13 protein-coding genes and 2 tRNA genes are annotated in these 17,759 nt (G+C 65.9%); 9 read left to right on the top strand and 6 right to left on the bottom strand.

Annotated elements, in window-relative coordinates:
- Positions 1-404: 404 nt before the first annotated feature.
- On the top strand, positions 405-3,182 hold the full coding sequence (locus ACSQ3Q_RS15725) for a DUF349 domain-containing protein (RefSeq protein WP_436135286.1): 2,778 nt from the start codon (positions 405-407) through the stop codon (positions 3,180-3,182).
- A 301-nt stretch (positions 3,183-3,483) separates the two neighbouring features.
- Here ACSQ3Q_RS15725 and ACSQ3Q_RS15720 read toward each other — a convergent pair.
- Positions 3,484-3,568 (bottom strand) — tRNA-Leu (locus ACSQ3Q_RS15720).
- Between the two features lie 188 nt (positions 3,569-3,756).
- A tRNA-Leu gene (locus ACSQ3Q_RS15715) sits at positions 3,757-3,841 on the bottom strand.
- 19 nt (positions 3,842-3,860) lie between these two features.
- On the opposite strand from ACSQ3Q_RS15715, the gene rnr reads away from it, so the two are divergent.
- Complete coding sequence (gene rnr / locus ACSQ3Q_RS15710) at positions 3,861-6,200, top strand: ribonuclease R (protein ID WP_436135285.1); 2,340 nt, start codon at positions 3,861-3,863, stop codon at positions 6,198-6,200.
- Between the two features lie 93 nt (positions 6,201-6,293).
- Here the strand turns inward: rnr and ACSQ3Q_RS15705 are convergent, their stop codons facing one another.
- Positions 6,294-7,313 carry an alpha/beta fold hydrolase gene (locus tag ACSQ3Q_RS15705; protein WP_436135284.1) on the bottom strand — a complete coding sequence of 340 codons (1,020 nt, stop codon included), beginning with the start codon at positions 7,311-7,313 and terminating at the stop codon, positions 6,294-6,296.
- 128 nt (positions 7,314-7,441) lie between these two features.
- On the opposite strand from ACSQ3Q_RS15705, the gene ACSQ3Q_RS15700 reads away from it, so the two are divergent.
- Positions 7,442-8,182, top strand: a complete 741-nt coding sequence (locus ACSQ3Q_RS15700; RefSeq protein ID WP_436135283.1) for a helix-turn-helix domain-containing protein — start codon at positions 7,442-7,444, stop codon at positions 8,180-8,182.
- A 116-nt stretch (positions 8,183-8,298) separates the two neighbouring features.
- On the opposite strand, the gene ACSQ3Q_RS15695 is transcribed toward ACSQ3Q_RS15700, so the two are convergent.
- From ACSQ3Q_RS15695 to ACSQ3Q_RS15685, 3 genes are all read right to left on the bottom strand, one after another.
- Positions 8,299-9,828, bottom strand: coding sequence for an NAD(P)H-hydrate dehydratase (locus ACSQ3Q_RS15695; RefSeq protein WP_436135282.1), 1,530 nt, complete (start codon positions 9,826-9,828; stop codon positions 8,299-8,301).
- Positions 9,829-10,065: 237 nt separating this feature from the next.
- Positions 10,066-11,298 carry an FAD-dependent oxidoreductase gene (locus ACSQ3Q_RS15690; RefSeq protein ID WP_436135281.1) on the bottom strand — a complete coding sequence of 411 codons (1,233 nt, stop codon included), beginning with the start codon at positions 11,296-11,298 and terminating at the stop codon, positions 10,066-10,068.
- A 49-nt stretch (positions 11,299-11,347) separates the two neighbouring features.
- Positions 11,348-12,706 carry an amidase gene (locus ACSQ3Q_RS15685; RefSeq protein ID WP_436135280.1) on the bottom strand — a complete coding sequence of 453 codons (1,359 nt, stop codon included), beginning with the start codon at positions 12,704-12,706 and terminating at the stop codon, positions 11,348-11,350.
- Positions 12,707-12,942: 236 nt separating this feature from the next.
- Between ACSQ3Q_RS15685 and rpsB the strand changes: the two genes are divergently transcribed.
- The 6 genes from rpsB (at position 12,943) to ACSQ3Q_RS15655 (ending at position 17,759) form a co-directional block, all read left to right on the top strand.
- A complete protein-coding gene (rpsB, locus tag ACSQ3Q_RS15680; protein ID WP_436135279.1) occupies positions 12,943-13,701 on the top strand; it encodes a 30S ribosomal protein S2 in 759 nt (252 codons plus the stop codon).
- 105 nt (positions 13,702-13,806) lie between these two features.
- Complete coding sequence (gene tsf / locus ACSQ3Q_RS15675; protein WP_436135278.1) at positions 13,807-14,736, top strand: translation elongation factor Ts; 930 nt, start codon at positions 13,807-13,809, stop codon at positions 14,734-14,736.
- A 59-nt stretch (positions 14,737-14,795) separates the two neighbouring features.
- Positions 14,796-15,518 carry a UMP kinase gene (pyrH, locus tag ACSQ3Q_RS15670; RefSeq protein ID WP_436135277.1) on the top strand — a complete coding sequence of 241 codons (723 nt, stop codon included), beginning with the start codon at positions 14,796-14,798 and terminating at the stop codon, positions 15,516-15,518.
- A gap of 49 nt (positions 15,519-15,567) precedes the next feature.
- Entirely contained in the window at positions 15,568-16,128 is a 561-nt protein-coding gene (gene frr, locus ACSQ3Q_RS15665; protein WP_436135276.1) for a ribosome recycling factor, read from the top strand.
- Positions 16,129-16,161: 33 nt separating this feature from the next.
- Positions 16,162-16,893 carry a polyprenyl diphosphate synthase gene (gene uppS / locus ACSQ3Q_RS15660; RefSeq protein WP_436135275.1) on the top strand — a complete coding sequence of 244 codons (732 nt, stop codon included), beginning with the start codon at positions 16,162-16,164 and terminating at the stop codon, positions 16,891-16,893.
- A gap of 8 nt (positions 16,894-16,901) precedes the next feature.
- Positions 16,902-17,759, top strand: a complete 858-nt coding sequence (locus tag ACSQ3Q_RS15655) for a phosphatidate cytidylyltransferase (RefSeq protein ID WP_436135274.1) — start codon at positions 16,902-16,904, stop codon at positions 17,757-17,759.

The following is a 17,759-nucleotide window of genomic DNA, read 5'->3' as shown; positions in this document are numbered from 1 at the left end:
GCGGCAAGCGTGTTTGTGTTCACCACAGCGATTGCGATTGCTGGGCCGTGCCCCACGCCTCTCAACACCGTGGTCCGCGGCGTTCGCTTACCCTTTGATTCGTGCAGAGGCTCCTGGTAATTGGGGGGTGGCGTCTATATATAGATAATGGGGTCTGTTCCCAGGTGTGGCGAGCTTCGCGCCCAGGGACGGTGGCGCCTCGAGCGGGGCGCGCAGCGTGTCAGTCCGTCTGGCAAAGCCCTGTGCCAGATCACCCTCTCAGGGCTCAGCATGGTGGACGCAGCGGTCCGCGCGCCAAACCCGGTGAAAATAGCCCCTTTGTTGCCTTGGCTCGCATGCAGTGCGAACGCCATGGCGGGTCCTTCGGCAGTGCGCCGGGGGCGCATTCGTTATCCATTGGATCCATGTTTCCATTTTTTTCCCGCAGCAAAATGTCCGACGCACCTGACGTGAATCCGGCCCCGGCCAAAACCCATGAGCCCCATCCGCTGGATGCGCTGACCGGCGGTGCCTTTTCCGCTCCAACGTCCGGCGAGCGTGCCTCCCGTATCCGTGACTGGCTGGCGACCCAGCCCGCCCCTGAGCAGTTGCAAGAGGTATTCAAGGAGCTCAGCGGGCGCGACAAGGGCGCGGCCCGTGCGGTGCGCGAGCGCCTGGACGAGATCCGCCGGGCCAAGGGCCAGGAGGCCATTGCGGCCGAGTGGGCAGAAAAAGCCCAGGCTTTGCTGGCCGCTTCCAAACTCAATATCGCCGATGCGCTGGCTTGGCAGCGTGATGCCGCCAAAGCCGGCGCGCCTTTGTCGCGCGAGCCGCTGTCGCTGCTCAAGGTCCAGGTGGCGGACCGCGTCAAGGTCATCGAAGACCTGCAGCACCGTGTGCAGGTGCAGCGCGAGGCGGCCGTGTTGTTGGCTCAGCGCATCGAGGTGCTGTCCACCAAACCCTGGCGCGATGCTCAGACTGCACTTGAGCTGCTGCGTGCCGACGTCGCCCGTTGGCAAGAGCAGGCGCAAGAGCTGACGGGTGACCCGAGCTGGGCGAGCGTCGAAGCGCGCTTTCCGCCGCTGCTGGATGCATCGCGCACGCAGTTGCTGGTGGTGTGGGAGGCGTTCCAGCCCGCACTGGCCCAGGCTGTTGCAGCCGCTGAAGACACTAATGCGCCGTTGCCGCCCGTGCCCGTATGGGCCGATGAACTGCGCGCGGCGCGTGGTCTGCCCACGGAAGCGGCTGCTGCAGCTGCGGCGGCCAAACCTGCTCGTACTGCGAAGCCCAAGGTTGCGCCGGAAGTGATTGAAAAGGCCACGCAGGCCGTGCGCGCGGCACTGGCCACACTGGAGAAGGAAACCGCAGAAGGCCACGGCAAGGCCAGCGCCGGCGCTGCGGCTGCGCTGCGTGCGGTGCTCAAGGTGCACGGCAAGCACATCGACAATGCCCTGGAGCAGCAAGTGCACACGGCCCTGGTGGCCGCAGGTGAACTGGAAGGCTGGCAGCGCTGGAGCGCCGACCAGGTGCGAGAAGACCTCGTGGCCAGGGCCGAGGCGCTGCTGAGCCGCCCTGAGGGCCAGGCACTGGGTGGCCGCAAGATGCAGGAGACCCTGCGCAGCCTGCGCGAGCAATGGAAGCAGGCAGACCAGGGCGGTGCGCCCAACCACGCGCTGTGGAAGAAGTTTGACGAGGCCTGCAACGCCGCGCACAAGGTCGTGGAAGCCTGGCTGGACAAAATCCGCTCGGAAGCCGCAGAACACAAAGCCCAGCGTTTGGCATTGATCGAAGAGGTCAAGGCCTGGACGCAGGAGCACGCAGCTTCGGGCGATTGGAAGGCGATCAACCGTGCGCTGCATCAGTTTGGCGACCGCTGGCGCGAAGGCGGCCACGTGGGCGAAAAGCTCTTTGCCGAGCTGCAGCCCTTGTGGAAACAAGCCATCTCCGGTGCCGCTGCTCCGCTGGAAACAGCCCAAAAGGAAAGCCTGGTGCGCCGTCACGCAATGATCGACGAAGCAGTGGCGCTGGGCGCTGCGCCCGCGTTGCGCATTGATGCGATCAAAGCCTTGCAGCAACGCTGGCAGGCCGAAGCGCAGGGCGTGCCGCTGGATCGCAAGCACGAGCAAAAGCTGTGGGATGCCTTCCGCAAGCCCATCGATGAAGCCTTCAACCGCAAGTCCGCAGACCGCGAACGTACGGTGACCGAGCTGAGTGCGCGCGACCGCGTGGTGCTCGAAGCTTCAAAGGCTCTGGAAGCCGCCAACGCCACGGGTGACGCCCAGCAGATCCGCGCGGCAGTGCAAGCGCTGGAAGCCGCGCTGCGTGGCCAGGCCCAGGCGGCTGAAGCGGCGGCATCTGCGAAGACCAACGAACAAAACGCTGCCGCGTCGGTAGCGCAGGCTGACGAAGCTGCGGCCAGTGCCACGGCACCCCGTGAGGGTGATGCATCTGAGGGTGAAGCCGCAGCTGTGGACGGCGACGCCGCTGCTCCTGCCGCCGCAGCGCCGGTCGCGCCGCCGAAGCCTGCCCGCCCTGTGGTGGCCGTGCGCGGTGATGACCGCCCTGGCATGAAAAAGGATGCGCCCGCAGCGCCAGGCCGCGGTGTACGTCCTGGTGACCGCCGCGATGGCGGCCGTGGTGATGCTGGCCGTGGCGGCCCACGCGATGGCCGTCCTGGTGATCGCGGCGCAGACCGCGGTCCTCGCTTTGGCGACCGCGATCGTCCAGCGTACGAAGACCGTGGCCCACGCTTGGGTGACACGGCTTTCCGCGCCCAGCGCGATGCCATGGAACACGCCCAGATGGCCCTGAAGAAGCTGGCTGCGCAAGCCCATGGCGAAGCCTTGACGCAGCTGCTCACCGCGTGGGAACAGCGCGATGCCGCGCAGATTCCGAGCACCCAGGACCTGGGTGGCCGCGTGACGCCGGCCGTGCGCACTGCCTGGACTCAGGCCCTCTCATCCGCCCCAAAGGGGGATGCGGCAGAAGCCCTGCTGCGCCTGGAGATGGCGGCCGAGGTGCCCACGCCCGCTGAGCACATCTCAGCCCGCCGCATGCTGCAGCTTCAGTTGCTCACGCGCCGCAATGACCCAGCGCCCGAACAGACCTGGGGCCAGGACACCGCGCGCGTGCTGTCCAGCGCCAGCGATGCGGCCACGGCACGCCGGCTGCAGAACGTGTTGAAGAACCTGTTGCGCAAGTAAGAAGTCGCAAACCGTTCGACTGGGCTGGGCCGCCAGCCGTGACGCGCCCCGCGCGGTTGCCATTGGGCACCGGCGCGAGGGCGCGTTTTTATTTCTGTGGATGGATTGGCGGCGGGCGCTAGGGCGTGCCGGCCTTGCCTCGCGCGGAACTACGGCGTATCAAGACCAATCCCGGCGGCTGAGATGTTGTGAGGGCGAGAGCTCAGTCTGCCTGTGAGGTGCGAAGGCAGCCTTCAGGTGCGCGAAGAAGGGGTGCAGCCAACAAAAAAGCCGTTGCAATTGCAACGGCTTTTTATATGTTTGGTGCCCAGGAGAGGACTCGAACCTCCACGATGTTACTCGCTAGTACCTGAAACTAGTGCGTCTACCAATTCCGCCACCTGGGCTTTCAGATCAGCCTCGAATTATAGAACAACAATTTAACGCGCTCGGAAGAAACGTCGAATAATTTCTGATCTGTTGCGCAAGCCGACATCGGCAGTGATACCGGCGTGGAGTGTTCAGAAAATAAAAAAGCCGCTGTGAAAACAGCGGCTTCGATATTTTGAAAACCTTCACAGGTTCTCGTTAAACTTGGTGCCCAGGAGAGGACTCGAACCTCCACGATGTTACTCGCTAGTACCTGAAACTAGTGCGTCTACCAATTCCGCCACCTGGGCATTTCAGGAAAGACTAAGATTGTATAACAAAAAAACCACCCCCGGCGCGCAGTCCGCGCATTTGTCGGACGAGATTGAAGGCAGCGTGCAGGGGCACCGTGATGGACACGGTTTCGTTATCCGCGACGATGGCGAAGGCGACATCTACATCCCCCCCAACGAAATGCGCGCCGTCCTGCACAAGGACCGTGTGCGCGTGCGCATCGTGCGCCAGGACCGCCGCGGCCGTCCCGAAGGCCGTGTGGTCGAGATCATCGAACGCCCGCCGCAGCCCATCATTGGCCGGCTGCTGCAGGAAAGCGGCGTATGGCTGGTGGCGCCTGAAGACAAGCGCTACGGCCAGGATGTGTTGATCCCCAAGGGGGCTACTGGCGCCGCCAAGCCAGGGCAAGTTGTCGTTGTTGAACTGACCGAGCCGCCCGCATTGTTCGGCCAGCCCGTGGGCCGCATCACCGAAGTGCTCGGCGAGGTGGACGACCCGGGCATGGAGATCGAGATCGCCGTGCGCAAGTACGGCGTGCCGCACGAGTTCTCGGCCGAGTGCCTGGCCCAGGCCAAGGAGCTGCCCGACAAGGTGCGTGCGCAGGACAAGAAGCGCCGCGTGGACCTGACCGACGTGCCCCTGGTCACCATCGACGGCGAAGACGCGCGCGACTTTGATGACGCCGTCTACTGCGAGCCCGCCAAGGTGGGCCGTGCCAAGGGCTGGCGCCTGCTGGTGGCTATTGCAGACGTGAGCAACTATGTGGAGACCGGCAGCGCCATCGACATCGATGCGTACGACCGCGCCACCAGTGTGTACTTCCCGCGCCGCGTGATCCCCATGCTGCCCGAGAAGCTCAGCAACGGCCTGTGCTCGCTCAACCCGGATGTGGAGCGCCTGTGCATGGTCTGCGACATGCTGGTGACGGCCAAGGGCGAGGTCCATGCGTACCAGTTCTACCCGGCCGTGATGCACAGCCACGCACGCTTCACCTACACTGAGGTGGCGGCCATTTTGGCCAACACCCGCGGCCCTGAGGCGAGCAAGCGCAAGGACCGGGTCAAGGACCTGCTCAACCTGCACGACGTGTACCGCGCGCTGCTGATTGCACGCCAGGCGCGCGGCGCCGTGGACTTTGAAACCACCGAGACGCAGATCGTCTGCGACGAGAACGGCCGCATTGAAAAGATCGTGCCGCGCACCCGCAACGATGCGCACAAGCTCATCGAAGAGGCCATGCTGGCCGCCAACGTGTGCAGCGCCGACTTCATCGCGCAGGGCGGCCAGCCCGGCCTGTTCCGCGTGCACGAAGGCCCCACGCCCGAGAAGCAGGAGATCCTGCGCAACTACCTCAAGGCCATGGCCGTGGGCATGACCATCGGCGACGACCCCAAGCCGGGCGACTTCCAGGCGATTGCTACGGCGACCAAGGACCGGCCCGACGCGCAGCAGATCCACACCATGCTGCTGCGCTCCATGCAGCAGGCCATCTACACGCCCATCAACAGCGGTCACTTCGGCCTGGCGTTTGACGCGTACACGCACTTCACCAGCCCCATCCGGCGCTATCCGGATTTGCTGGTGCACCGCGTGATCAAGGCCATCCTGAACAAGTCGCAGTACAAGCTGCCATCGCTGCCCACACCGGGTGAGGCCCACGCCAAGTTGGCCAAGCGCCTGGCGTCCCGCGTCGCCGCGCCCGGCATGAAGCCGCGCAAGGACGTGAAGCCTCCAAGCCGCGAAGTCCAGGCCTGGGAGGCCGCAGGCCTGCACTGCAGCGCCAACGAGCGCCGCGCCGACGAGGCCAGCCGCGACGTGGAAGCCTGGCTCAAGTGCAAGTACATGCGCGAGCATCTGGGCGAGGAATTCAGCGGCGTGGTCAGTGCGGCCACCAGCTTCGGCATCTTCGTCACGCTGGATGCCATGTACGTCGAAGGCCTGGTGCACATCACCGAACTCGGTGGCGAGTACTACAAGTTCGACGAGGCGCGCCAGGAGCTGCGCGGCGAGCGCACCGGCATCCGCTACGCCATCGGCGCACGGGTGCGCGTGCAGGTGAGTCGGGTAGACCTGGACGGCCGCAAGATCGACTTTCGCCTGGTGCGCGAGGGCGAAGAGCTGCTCAACCGCGCGCTCAAGGACAAGGGCGTGGGCTCCGGAGGTGGTGGCGGCAGCGGTGGCGGTGCGCGCAAGTCGGGCGGGCGATCAGGCGGGCGCAAGTCCGACAAAGGCGCGGCGCCATCGGTCACCGAGCAGGCAGGCCTTACCCGCGAGCGGGCTGCACGTTCGCCCATCCAGTCCTTGAAGGCGTCCGTCAAGAGTGCGGTCGCAGGCAAGGCGAGCAAAGGCAAGGCGCGCAAGCCGCGCCGGAGCTGACCAGGACGGGCAGCAAGCAAAACCTCCTCATAGTTGTTTTGCTCACTAATTGATAGCTGCTAGCGCTTGATAGATAAGCGCTGGCGGCTATTTTTATTTGTTTTTCACAGGGCCTGTGTAGCCAGACCCGCCTGGACTGCCAGGCGGCACCAAACCGCCCAGAAAGCGGGCATACCGCTGCGCCGTGTCGACAGGCGCCTCCATCATGGGCAGGTGGCCAATGCCGGGCAGCGTTTCGGCATGGGCCTGGGGCAGCAGCTTCGTCAGCGTTTGAAGCCCCGAGCGGTCGAACACGCGGTCGCTCTCGCCCCACAGGGCCAAGGTGGGCTGCTGCAACTTGCCCAGGTGCTGCTCCAGCAGGTAGCGGTCCTTGAACTGCGCGTCCCACAGGCGGGTGTTGGATGCTGCGTTGCGCAAGGCATCCTGCTCAGTGGCATGCAGGATGGGGTAGGGCAGGAAGGGGCGCTTCTCAAACACCAGGGCCATCATCGCGTTGAAGGTGGCGGCGTCGTGCGCGATCAAGGGGCGCTGCCCGGCGTCGATCAGGCGGTCCATGGTGCTGGGCTGTGGCGACCGGATGCCATGGGGCGCTCCGATGAAGGCCACGCTGGCCACGCGCTCTGGATGCTGCACGGCAAACAATGCAGCAATCGTCCCGCCCATCGAATTGCCCGCCAGATGCACACGCTGGAGGCCGAGCGCGTCCAGGAACGCGGCGAGGCGCGCGGTGTGCGCGGCGTAGTCGTAGGGTTGGTCGTCGCGCCGCGTGCTCTCCCCAAAGCCGGGGATGTCTGGGGCGATCACCCGGTGCTGGCTCGTGAGTGGGCGCGCAAAATCCACCCAATGGTCCTTCTCCGCAAAAATGCCGTGCAGCAGCACGATGGGTGCGCCCTCGCCACCGCTGCCACCGTGCGGCGCAGTGGCGCTGGGCGCGCCGCTGTCCAGGTAGTGGATGGTGTGCATCGCGGCGCCGACGGTTTTTTCTTCCATTCCCGACAGGCTGCGATTGAGGCTGAGCAGGGGTTGTTTGAACAGCGACGGGGCGCCGTAATAGAGCGCGATGGTGCCCAGGGCCAGGGCCGCCGCGACAGAAAAAAAAGCGATGCGTTTCAAAAGCCAGTCTCCAAAATGGTGTGTTCGTTGCACGTTGCCGCCCGCTGCTTGCCAGGGTTCTGTGGTGCGGCGGCGCGGGCCGGGCAAGGCTATCGAGAACGCGATCACAAAACTTGTAGGTTTGGGCTATGCCAGCGACCAACACACTGACCCTGGGCACAGACAAGGCGCTGTACGTCGGGGATATTCCGTCGACCGGTTGGCACTGCCATGCGGCGCCGGTGCTCCTGATGGGTTTGTCGGGCCGGTTCGCCTTGCACTGGGGGCCGGGGCAGGTGGAGACATGCCACAGCGCGCTGGTTGCGGCCGGCGTGGAGCATTTGTTCGACCCCTGCGGGGAGACCGTGGCCCTGGTGTACCTGGAACCCGACGCGCGCGAGGCGCGCAGTCTGCGTGGGTTCTTCAAGCAGCTCGGCGGGGTGGTGCTGGACGTGGCGGTTCCTGTCGGCGCGCGCAGCACCATGGACGGCTATCTGCACCACTTTGATCTGCCCGCCCTGCTGCCAAGCCTGCGCGGTGTCGATGGACCGCCGCTGGATGCACGCGTTGCACAGAGCCTTCACACCTTGCGCCATCCGCAAGACGAGCGCCTGGCGCGCGCCGGGCTGGCTGCTGGCGTGCAGCTGTCGGCCTCGCATTTCAACCACCTTTTCCGCGCTGAAATGGGCGTCAGCCTGCGCAGCTATCGCGTGTGGTCGCAGGTCAGGCTGGCCATGGCAGGTCTGGCGGTGAGCCCGCGCCTGACCGACGCCGCGCTGCACGGCGCGTTTTCCGACTCGGCCCATTTCAGCCGCATGTTTCGGCAGACCTTTGGCATGACGCCGTCGAGTGTGCTCAAGCCGCTCAAGCAGGTCACGTTGCTGGCGTGAGGCTCAGTTCGGTGCGTCGGTGGGCGCAGCAACGCGACGCCTTGTGCTGCAAAACCGCTGCCGGTGGTTTGCGCCTCCCGGCATGGCACACGCCTGCACGAGTCCGCCAGCCCGGGTCAGCCGCCCACCCGCCGCGCCAGCCCACTGGCGGTCAGCGCCAGGCCTCTGGGCCATTCATCGGCCACCTGCCCATGTTGGTAGACCGCCTCGCTGGCCGCGCGGAATGCGCTGGCACCCGCGGCCAGGTGGGCGCCCACCATGCCGGCCAGCACATCGCCCGTGCCGGCGGTGGCCAGGCGGGCGTTGCCGGTGGGGTTGATGGCGGGCACGCGGTCTGGCGCCGCCACGACGCTGCCGGAGCCCTTGAGGACCGCCACGCAGTTGAATTGAGCGGCCAGTTGCTGCGCGGCACGCAGTCGGTCGGACTGGACCTCGGCCGTCGACAGGCCCAGCAACCGCGCGGCCTCCAGCGGGTGCGGTGTGAGCACCGTCGACTGGCCGTGCTGGCCGCGTGCCACCACCAGCGCGTGCAGCGTGGAATTGGTGGCGATGGCATTGAGTGCATCGGCATCGAGCACCAGGCGCGCCGCGCGCGTGATGACCTCGGCGAGCACCCGGCCCACGGCCTGGCCGCCGCCACAGCCGCAGACAACGGTGAGCTGTTCCAGTTCCAGCGCTTCGAAGCGGCGGAACATCAGCTCGGGCTGCTGCAGGTCGAGCTGCAGGTGGCCGTTGTCGAGCAGCGCCACCAGCACCCGGCCCGCGCCCGCGTGCAACGCAGCAGAGGCCGCCAGCAGCGCTGCGCCGCCCATGCCCATGCCGCGCTCCGCCAGGCCTTCGCCCCCGACCACGGCGACATCGCCGTAGCTGCCCTTGTGGCTGGCGTGGGCACGCGGCGCAGCCAGGGAGGGGCCCGACAACCAGGCTGAGGGCGTGGCGTGGCCCGCGTCCACACCCAGGTCATCCAGCCACACCTGCCCGGCTGCATCGCGCCCGGCGGCGGTGAACAGGCCGGGCTTGAGCGTGAGCAGGCTCAGCGTGTAGCGCGGGGCCGGGTGGTGGGGGGCGAGGTGGGGCGGATGGGCGTCGGGCGCCAAGCCGCTGGCAAATTGGCCGGTGTCTGCGTCCAGTCCGCTGGGTAGGTCGATGGCCAGCACCGGCGCCGGGCTGCGCCGCAGGGCTTGCAGGCAGGCGAGCAGTCTCTCATCGGGCACGCGGATGGGCGCATGGGGCTGTGCCGAGACGCCGATGCCCAGCAAGCCGTCGATGCAGAGGTCCGCCGCCGCGAGGAATTCGGGAGGCACATCGGCCCACTGCACCCCCACACTCTGCGCGCGCTGCCAAGAGGCCAACGCATCGGCGGGCGTGCTGCCGGGGTCACCCAGCCACGTCACCACCACCTGCCGCCCGCTGCGCTGCAGGTGAAACGCGGCTTCCAGGCCGTCGCCGCCGTTGTTGCCCGGGCCGCAGGCGATCCAGACGGTGCGGGCGTGGGGTGCGATCGCCTGGGCCAACTGGGCCGTCGCCAAACCCGCGCGCTGCATCAGCGTATGCGGGGGCAGGGCGGCTGCGGCGGCGTGCTCAATGCTGCGCGTCGCGGCGGTGTTGAACAGCGGGTGGGGCTGGTGGGGCGCGATGCGTTGCATGGTGGCTTGGGTGGGCAGCGGCCTGGCGGGTGGCGAACGGATGGCGCCGTGGGTTGGACACGGCTGCGTGCGGGGGAAGGCTGCCATTGTGCGCCGGCGGGGTGTGGGCTCCTACCCTGTACGCAAGGCGCGTGGGAGCATCGCGGCGATGGTGCTGGCGTGCCGACAGACGCGCTGGAGAATGCGGGTGCCGGCGATGGCGCCGCAGTGCGCAGAAGCACCGCGCACTGCGCAGCTTTAGAACCGGCGCATGCCCAGGCCGTCGAGGTGAATGTCGGGAGCGCGCTGTGCGATCAGGTCGGCCACCACCCGCGCGCAGCCACAGGCCAGCGCCCAACCCCCGGCGCCGTGTCCGGTGTTGATCCACAGGCCCGGAAGGCCGCTGGCGCCGACCACGGGCGCGCCGTCGGGCAGCATGGTGCGCGCGCCACGCCAGATCTGCAGTCCCGACGACAGTTGCGCACCGCCGGGAAACCAGTCGTTCAGCGTGCGGTACAGGCGCTGCAAGGTGGGCGTGTGGTGCTCCGCATCTGCGCCTGCCAGCTCTGCGCCGCCAGCGATGCGCACACGCTGCCCCAGGCGGGTGATGCTGATCTGCTGGGCCATGTCGACCACGCTGGCGCGTGGTGCGTGGGTGGACTCGCGCAGCGGTGCACTCACCGAATAGCCATACACCGCCGTCATCGGCAGCCGAAGGCCCAGCGCCGGCAGCAGCGCGGCCGAAGCCATGCCGGCGCACAGCACCACGGCGTCAAAGCGGCGCAGTTCGGCTTCGCCCTGCAAGGCCACGCCGACGGGGTTGCTGCTGATGCGGTCCACGCGGGTGCCAAACACAAACTGCACACCCGAACCCTGCGTGCCTTGGCGCAGCCATTGCGCGAACAGTCGGCAGTTGCCCGCCGCGGCATCGGGCAGGTGGATCGCGCCCGCCAGCGGCGCCTCGGGCGAGAGGCCGGGCTCGATCTTGCGCGCGGCATCGGCGTCGATTTCGTGCGCCGTCACACCTGCATCGCGCAGCAATTGCAGAGCCGGTTGCAGCGACTGGCGCTCGGCCTCGCTCCGCAGCAGCACCAGACGGCCGTCGTTGGCTTCAAAGTCCAGCTCGTGCTGGGCGGCAATGGCCTTGAGCCGCGCGAGGCTGTACTGCGCCAGGCGCTCGAGCGCGCTGGCCGGTGCGGTGTGCTGCCGGCTTGCGCCGCGCCAGCGCCACACCCAAGCCAGGTTGGCACGGCCCATGCCGCCCGCCAGCCGGAGCGTGGCGTTGGCGCCAGTGAGCCGCAGCGTGTGGCCGAAGCCGGGCACGGACCAGGGGTTGAGCAAATACGGCGCCAGCAGCCCGGCTGGGGCAAAGCTCCCCTCTTCGGCCACGGCACTGCGCTGCTCAAAAACGGTGACTTCGTGGCCATCGCTGGCCAGTTCATAGGCAGTGGTGACGCCGACAATGCCGGCGCCCACGATGGCAATCTTCATGAATATGAGTGTTATTGGGCCCTAGCGCTTGATAGATAAGCGCTGGTAGCTATTGTTTTTGTAGCGTATCTTCAATCTGCTGACTGACATTGAGCACCGTATCGTCCCGAAGCGCCCCGTGCCAGACCATGATGCCGACGGGGAGTTCCCCCGCCACGTGGCAGGGCAGGGAGAGCGCGCAGCCGTCCAGCAGGTTGATGGCGCTGGTGTTGCGCAGCAGCAGGGTGTTGACGCGGAAGAATTCGGCATCCCGCGCGGCGTCGGCTGCGGCGTCCGCACCGTCGGCTGGTGCCACGTCCGCCCACAGGGGGGCCACGATGGGCACGGTGGGGGACAGCAGCGCGTCATAGCCGTCGATGGCGGTCTGCATGCGTGCGATCCATTGCTGGCGGCCCTGGATCAGGGCAATGTATTCCCAGGCCATCAGCGTGGCGCCTTTTTCGATGCGCTGGCGCACGCGCGGGTCGTAGTGATCGCCGGCACGCTGGATCAGCTCGCGGTGCCAGGCAAAGGCCTCGGGCGCCGCGAATCCGTACGCCGGCTGCTCCTGTACGGCAGGCAGATCGATGGTGTCGATGATCGCCCCCGCAGCGCGCAGCGTGGCCAGCGTGCGTTCAAACGCCCGCGCCACGGTGGCGTCCATGCCGTCCAGAAAAAGGGTGCGGGGCACCGCCAGCCAGTACTGCGACAGCGGCGCCGGGCTGCGTGTCACGCGACGGGCGGCCAGGACCTCGTGCGCCACGATGGCGTCACGCACCGTGCGCGTCATTGCGCAGACGGTATCGAGCGTGGAGGACAGTGGCACGGTGCCGGACGTGGGCACCAAATGCGCCGTGCTTTTGAATCCGACGATGCCGTTGAGCGCTGCCGGGATGCGGATGGACCCGCCCGTGTCCGACCCGAGCCCGATGAACGCAGCGCCCGTGGCCACCGACACTGCGGCGCCAGACGAGGAGCCCCCCGGCACGCGCGGCGCGCCGGGCACGGCGCCGTGGCGCGCATCAAAGGCGGCAGGCGTGCCGAAATGCGGGTTGACGCCGACGCCCGAAAACGCGAACTCCACCATGTTCGTGCGGCCGATGAGGGCCGCGCCCGCAGTGCGCAGCCGCGCCACCGCCGGGCTGTCCTCGGCGGCGGCCGGGGCGTCGGCCAGTGCAGTCGATCCGGCCGGCGTCGGCTGGCCTTGAATGTCAAACAGGTCCTTGACCGACACCGCCAAGCCCGCCAGCGGCAGGCGCCCCAAGTCCGGCTGCACCGCGGTGGTGCGTGCCGCGTCGAACGTCGTGCGCACAAAAGTGTGGGTGTTGGCGGGTGCCTGGGCGGCTGCAATGCAGCGCTCAAGTTCCGCGGGCGCGGTGGTGGTGCCATCGCGCAGGCCACCTCGGGTGGCGGTCAGGTCAGCAAGCATGGGTGTGCTAGAATCTTTGGGTTTTGCTGGGAGCAGTAGCGCAGGCAACGCGGCAGTGCAAGCTGTTGAGGTCGATGTTGAAATCGATTTTGGCGGGCACCGCCGCCAACGCATGTGGCGGCTTTCACAAGACTAATCGCAAACCAGCCCTGTCAAGGTGTTGCGTCTCTCGTGAGGAAATCACGGCAGCGCAAGTATTGGGGCTGGATTTTAGACCCAACCTTTGGAGTATTTTTATGTCCGTTACCATGCGCGAAATGCTGGAAGCCGGTGTCCACTTTGGTCACCAAACCCGCTTCTGGAACCCCAAGATGGCCCCCTACATCTTCGGCCACCGCAACAAGATTCACATCATCAACCTGGAAAAGTCGCTGCCACTGTTCCAGGAAGCCCAAAAGTTCGCCAAGCAACTGGCTGCCAACCGCGGCACCATCATGATGGTCGGCACGAAGCGCCAAGCCCGTGAAATCCTGTCCACCGAAGCCCTGCGCGCAGGCGTGCCTTTCGTGGACCAGCGCTGGCTCGGCGGCATGCTGACCAATTTCAAGACGGTCAAGACCTCGATCAAGCGCTTGAAGGACATGAAGGCCCAGCAAGAAGCTGGCCTGGACAGCCTGAGCAAGAAGGAGCAACTGACGTTCTCCCGCGAAATCGCCAAGCTCGAAAAAGACATCGGCGGCATCCAGGACATGGCTGCTCTGCCCGACGCCATCTTCATCATCGATGTGGGCTTCCACAAGATCGCCGTGGCTGAAGCCAAGAAGCTGGGCATTCCGCTGATCGGTGTGGTTGACACGAACCACTCGCCTGAAGGCATCGACTACGTGATCCCCGGCAACGACGACTCGGCCAAGGCTGTGATGCTGTACGCCCGTGGCATCGCTGACGCGATCATCGAAGGCCGCGCCAACGCCGTGAACGAAGTGGTCAAGGCCGCTGCTACCACGACTGAGAGCTCCGACGAGTTCGTGGAAGTGCAAGAAGCCGCCGCCTGATACCCGGCTGCGCGATACGTCGCGAATGAAAGCGGGGCTCCTGGTTAGCCCCCTTTTTTTTAGGCTGAAATTCAATCGATTGAACTGAATACCGAAGGAACAAAGATGGCTGCAATTACCGCAAGCATGGTCGCTGAACTGCGCGCCAAGACCGACGCTCCGATGATGGAATGCAAGAAGGCTTTGACGGAAGCCGAGGGCGACCTGGCCAAGGCTGAAGAGCTGCTGCGCGTCAAGCTCGGCACCAAGGCTGGCAAGGCCGCTTCGCGCATCACCGCCGAAGGCGTGGTCGCCAGCTTCATCAACGGCACCACTGGCGCCCTGATCGAAGTGAATAGCGAAACCGACTTCGTGAGCAAGAACGACAGTTTCATCGCATTGGCCAACGCCGCTGCCGAGCTGGTTGCCAAGCACAACCCCGCCGACGTGGCTGCTCTGGGCGCGCTGGCTTACAGCCAGGACAGCTTCGGCCCCACGCTGGAAGATGTGCGCAAGGGCCTGATCGGCAAGATCGGCGAAAACATGTCGTTCCGCCGCTTCAAGCAGTTCAGCGGCGCCAGCAAGCTGGCCTCCTACCTGCACGGCACGCGCATCGGCGTGGTCGTCGAGTTCGAAGGTGACGAAACGGCTGCCAAGGACGTTGCCATGCACGTGGCCGCCATGAAGCCCGTGGCCCTGACCAGCGCCGACGTGCCTGCCGACCTGATCGAAAAAGAGCGCTCGGTGGCTGCTGCCAAGGCGGCTGAAGACAAGGCCAAGGCCGAAGCCGAAGGCAAGCCCGTGCAGTCCGACGAAATCGTTGCCAAGCGCATCGAAGGCGGCGTGCAAAAGTACCTCAAGGAAGTCTCGCTGTTCAACCAGGTCTTCGTGAAGGCTGCGGACGGTAAGCAAACCGTGGAGCAGATGCTCAAGGCCACCAACACCACCGTCAAGAGCTTCACGCTCTATGTGGTCGGCGAAGGCATTGAGAAGAAGGTGGACGACTTTGCTGCCGAAGTGGCCGCCCAGGTTGCCGCCGCCAAGGCCGCTGCCTGATCGCCGTTCTCGGCAAAAAAACCACCAAAGCCCCGCACCACCTACCGGAGAAATTCCCCATGTCCCACGCTGCACCAGCCCACAAGCGCATCCTGCTCAAGCTGTCTGGTGAGGCGCTGATGGGGGATGATTCCTTCGGCATCAACCGCGCCACCATCGTTCGGATGGTGGAAGAGATCGCTGAGGTCACCCGCCTGGGTGTCCAGGTGGCCGTGGTGATCGGTGGGGGCAATATTTTCCGTGGCGTGGCCGGTGGGTCGGTCGGCATGGACCGGGCCACTGCCGACTACATGGGCATGCTGGCCACCGTGATGAACGCACTGGCCCTGGCCGACGCGATGGACAAGCAGGGCTTGGTGGCCCGCGTGATGTCCGCGATTGCCATCGAGCAGGTGGTCGAGCCCTACGTACGCCCCAAGGCGCTGCAGTACCTCGAAGAGGGCAAGGTCGTGGTCTTTGCGGCCGGCACCGGCAACCCATTCTTCACCACTGACACTGCGGCGGCCCTGCGTGGCGCCGAAATAGGTGCCGAGCTGGTGCTCAAGGCCACCAAGGTGGACGGCGTTTATACTGCCGACCCCCAGAAGGACCCGACGGCCACGCGCTACACCAAGCTCAGCTTCGATGAGGCCATGTCCCGCAACCTGGGCATCATGGATGCCACGGCGTTTGCGCTGTGCCGTGACCAGAAGCTGCCGGTGCGGGTGTTCTCCATCATCAAGCATGGGGCCCTCAAGCGTGTGGTGATGGGCGAGGACGAAGGCACGCTGGTCTACGCTTGACGATTTGCCGCCGCGCCGCATGCGGTGCGCGCTGCTCCAGGAGAACAACATGACGATTGCCGACATCAAGAAAACCGCAGAGACCAAGATGGACCAGTCCATCGGGGCCTTCAAGAACAGCCTGCAAAAGATCCGTACCGGCCGTGCCAACCCCGCGCTGCTCGACAGCGTGCAGGTCGAGTACTACGGCTCCTTCGTGCCGCTGAGCCAGGTGGCCAACGTATCGCTGATCGACTCGCGCACCATCAGCGTCCAGCCCTGGGAAAAAGGCATGGGCGCCAAGATCGAAAAGGCGATCCGCGAAAGCGACCTGGGACTGAACCCCGCGTCGATGGGCGACCTGATCCGCGTGCCGATGCCGCCCATGAGCGAAGAGCGCCGCAAGGAAATGACCAAGCTGGCCCGCAACGAAGGCGAGAGCGCCAAGATCGCCGTGCGCAACCTGCGCCGCGATGCCAACGAGTCCGTCAAGAAGCTGGTCAAGGACAAGCTGGCGTCTGAAGACGACCAAAAGCGCGCCGAAACCGACGTGCAGAAATTCACCGACCGGCACATCCTAGAGATCGATGCGCTGGTGGCGGCCAAAGAACAGGAAATCATGGCGGTTTGATGGCCTGACACAAGGGCTCTCTGAACGTTCTGCATGTCTGAATCTGCGGTGGTGCCACACCACATCGCCATCGTCATGGATGGAAACGGCCGATGGGCCAAGCGCCGCTTCCTGCCGCGCCTGGCGGGCCACAAGCAAGGGGTCGATTCACTGCGCCGCTGCGCCCGTGCGTGCGCGCAGCGCGGCGTGGCGGTGTTGACCGTTTTTGCGTTCTCGTCCGAAAACTGGAACCGACCCGCCGACGAGGTGTCTGGCCTCATGGAGCTGCTGGCGATGGCGCTGGCGCGCGAGGTGCCTGAGCTCAAGAAAGACGGCGTGCGCCTGTACTTTGTGGGCGAACGCGCCGGCCTGTCGCCCAAAGTGCGCGAAGGCTTGGCACAGGCTGAGGCCGCCACGGCAGTCAACAACCGCCTCATCCTGAACGTCTGCTTCAACTACGGGGGGCGCTGGGACATTGCCCAGGCGGCTGCGGCCGTAGCAGCACGCGGCGAGCCCATTACCGAAGCCAGCCTGCATGGCGCGATGGGCTTGGCCCATGTGCCAGATCCTGACCTGGTGATCCGCACTGGGGGCGAGATGCGCATCAGTAACTTTCTGTTGTGGCAGGCGGCATACTCCGAGTTCTTCTTCAGTGACCGGCTGTGGCCCGACTTCGACGAGTCGGCACTGGACGAGGCGATTGCAGCCTTCAACGGCCGCGAGCGCCGTTTTGGCAAAACCTCCGAACAGATCCTGTCCGCGCATCCCCCTTCGATGCCGGGCTGAAAGGCCCCATGCTCAAACAGCGCGTCATCACAGCCCTTGTCCTGCTGGCCATCCTGCTGCCAGCGCTTTTCTACTCGTCGACGGTCCCGTTCACGGTGGTCGTGCTGGTGCTGATGGCGGCCGGTGCCTGGGAATGGGGGCGCCTGAGCGGTTTTAGCCAGGCAGGCTCCGTGGCGGTGGGGGCGGCGTGTGTCGCGCTCTGCGCCGGGTCGTGGGCGCTTGGGTGGGTGGGGCGTCCTTTGACAGCACTCTGGGTCGTGGGCGGCGGGCTGTGGGTGCTGTCGACCGCTTGGCTGCTCAAGGCCGGGGTCCCCGGCTGGCCCCGAATCCCGGCTGCGGTGCGGCTGGTGGCCGGGGTCCTGGCCTTGTGGCTTGCGTGGCTGGCAGTCGTGCAAGCCCGCAATGTGGGCATCAATTTTCTGCTGTCGGTACTGCTCCTGGTGTGGGTCGCCGACATCTTTGCCTACTTTGCGGGCCGTGCTTTTGGCCTGCGTTTCACCAAAGGCAAACTTGCCCCGTCGATCAGCCCGGGCAAGAGTTGGGAAGGCGTGTGGGGTGGTCTGGCGGGCGTGGTCATCATGGCCTTTGTGTGGGTGGCGGCCGATCGCTACTTCCAGGCCGCCGTGCCCAGTTTCTACAGCCGCATGGCCCAGCAGGGATGGTGGCTCCTGGTGATCGCAGCGTTGTTCATGGTGGCCATGAGCGTCTCGGGTGATTTGGTGGAGTCCTTGATCAAGCGCAGCGCGGGCGTGAAAGACAGCAGCGGCTTGCTGCCCGGGCATGGCGGCGTGCTCGACCGGGTGGACGCCTTGTTGCCCACCTTGCCGCTGGCCATGATGCTCACGAGCCTGACGACCGCACAATGA

It is taken from the genome of Acidovorax sp. LjRoot129 (assembly GCF_964253765.1).
GTDB lineage: Bacteria > Pseudomonadota > Gammaproteobacteria > Burkholderiales > Burkholderiaceae_C > Acidovorax.
The sequence above is the reverse complement of the archived record's forward strand: the minus strand, read 5'-3'. Positions and strand labels throughout refer to the sequence as shown.

What these genes read in the sequence shown, in the direction of transcription:
- ACSQ3Q_RS15725 (WP_436135286.1), top strand. Translation starts at nt 405, where the DNA reads ATGTTTCCATTTTTTTCCCGCAGCAAAATGTCCGACGCACCTGACGTG.
- ACSQ3Q_RS15700 (WP_436135283.1), top strand. Translation starts at nt 7,442, where the DNA reads ATGCCAGCGACCAACACACTGACCCTGGGCACAGACAAGGCGCTGTAC.
- ACSQ3Q_RS15695 (WP_436135282.1), bottom strand. Translation starts at nt 9,828, where the DNA reads ATGCAACGCATCGCGCCCCACCAGCCCCACCCGCTGTTCAACACCGCC.
- ACSQ3Q_RS15690 (WP_436135281.1), bottom strand. Translation starts at nt 11,298, where the DNA reads ATGAAGATTGCCATCGTGGGCGCCGGCATTGTCGGCGTCACCACTGCC.
- ACSQ3Q_RS15685 (WP_436135280.1), bottom strand. Translation starts at nt 12,706, where the DNA reads ATGCTTGCTGACCTGACCGCCACCCGAGGTGGCCTGCGCGATGGCACC.
- rpsB (WP_436135279.1), top strand. Translation starts at nt 12,943, where the DNA reads ATGTCCGTTACCATGCGCGAAATGCTGGAAGCCGGTGTCCACTTTGGT.
- tsf (WP_436135278.1), top strand. Translation starts at nt 13,807, where the DNA reads ATGGCTGCAATTACCGCAAGCATGGTCGCTGAACTGCGCGCCAAGACC.
- pyrH (WP_436135277.1), top strand. Translation starts at nt 14,796, where the DNA reads ATGTCCCACGCTGCACCAGCCCACAAGCGCATCCTGCTCAAGCTGTCT.
- frr (WP_436135276.1), top strand. Translation starts at nt 15,568, where the DNA reads ATGACGATTGCCGACATCAAGAAAACCGCAGAGACCAAGATGGACCAG.
- uppS (WP_436135275.1), top strand. Translation starts at nt 16,162, where the DNA reads ATGTCTGAATCTGCGGTGGTGCCACACCACATCGCCATCGTCATGGAT.
- ACSQ3Q_RS15655 (WP_436135274.1), top strand. Translation starts at nt 16,902, where the DNA reads ATGCTCAAACAGCGCGTCATCACAGCCCTTGTCCTGCTGGCCATCCTG.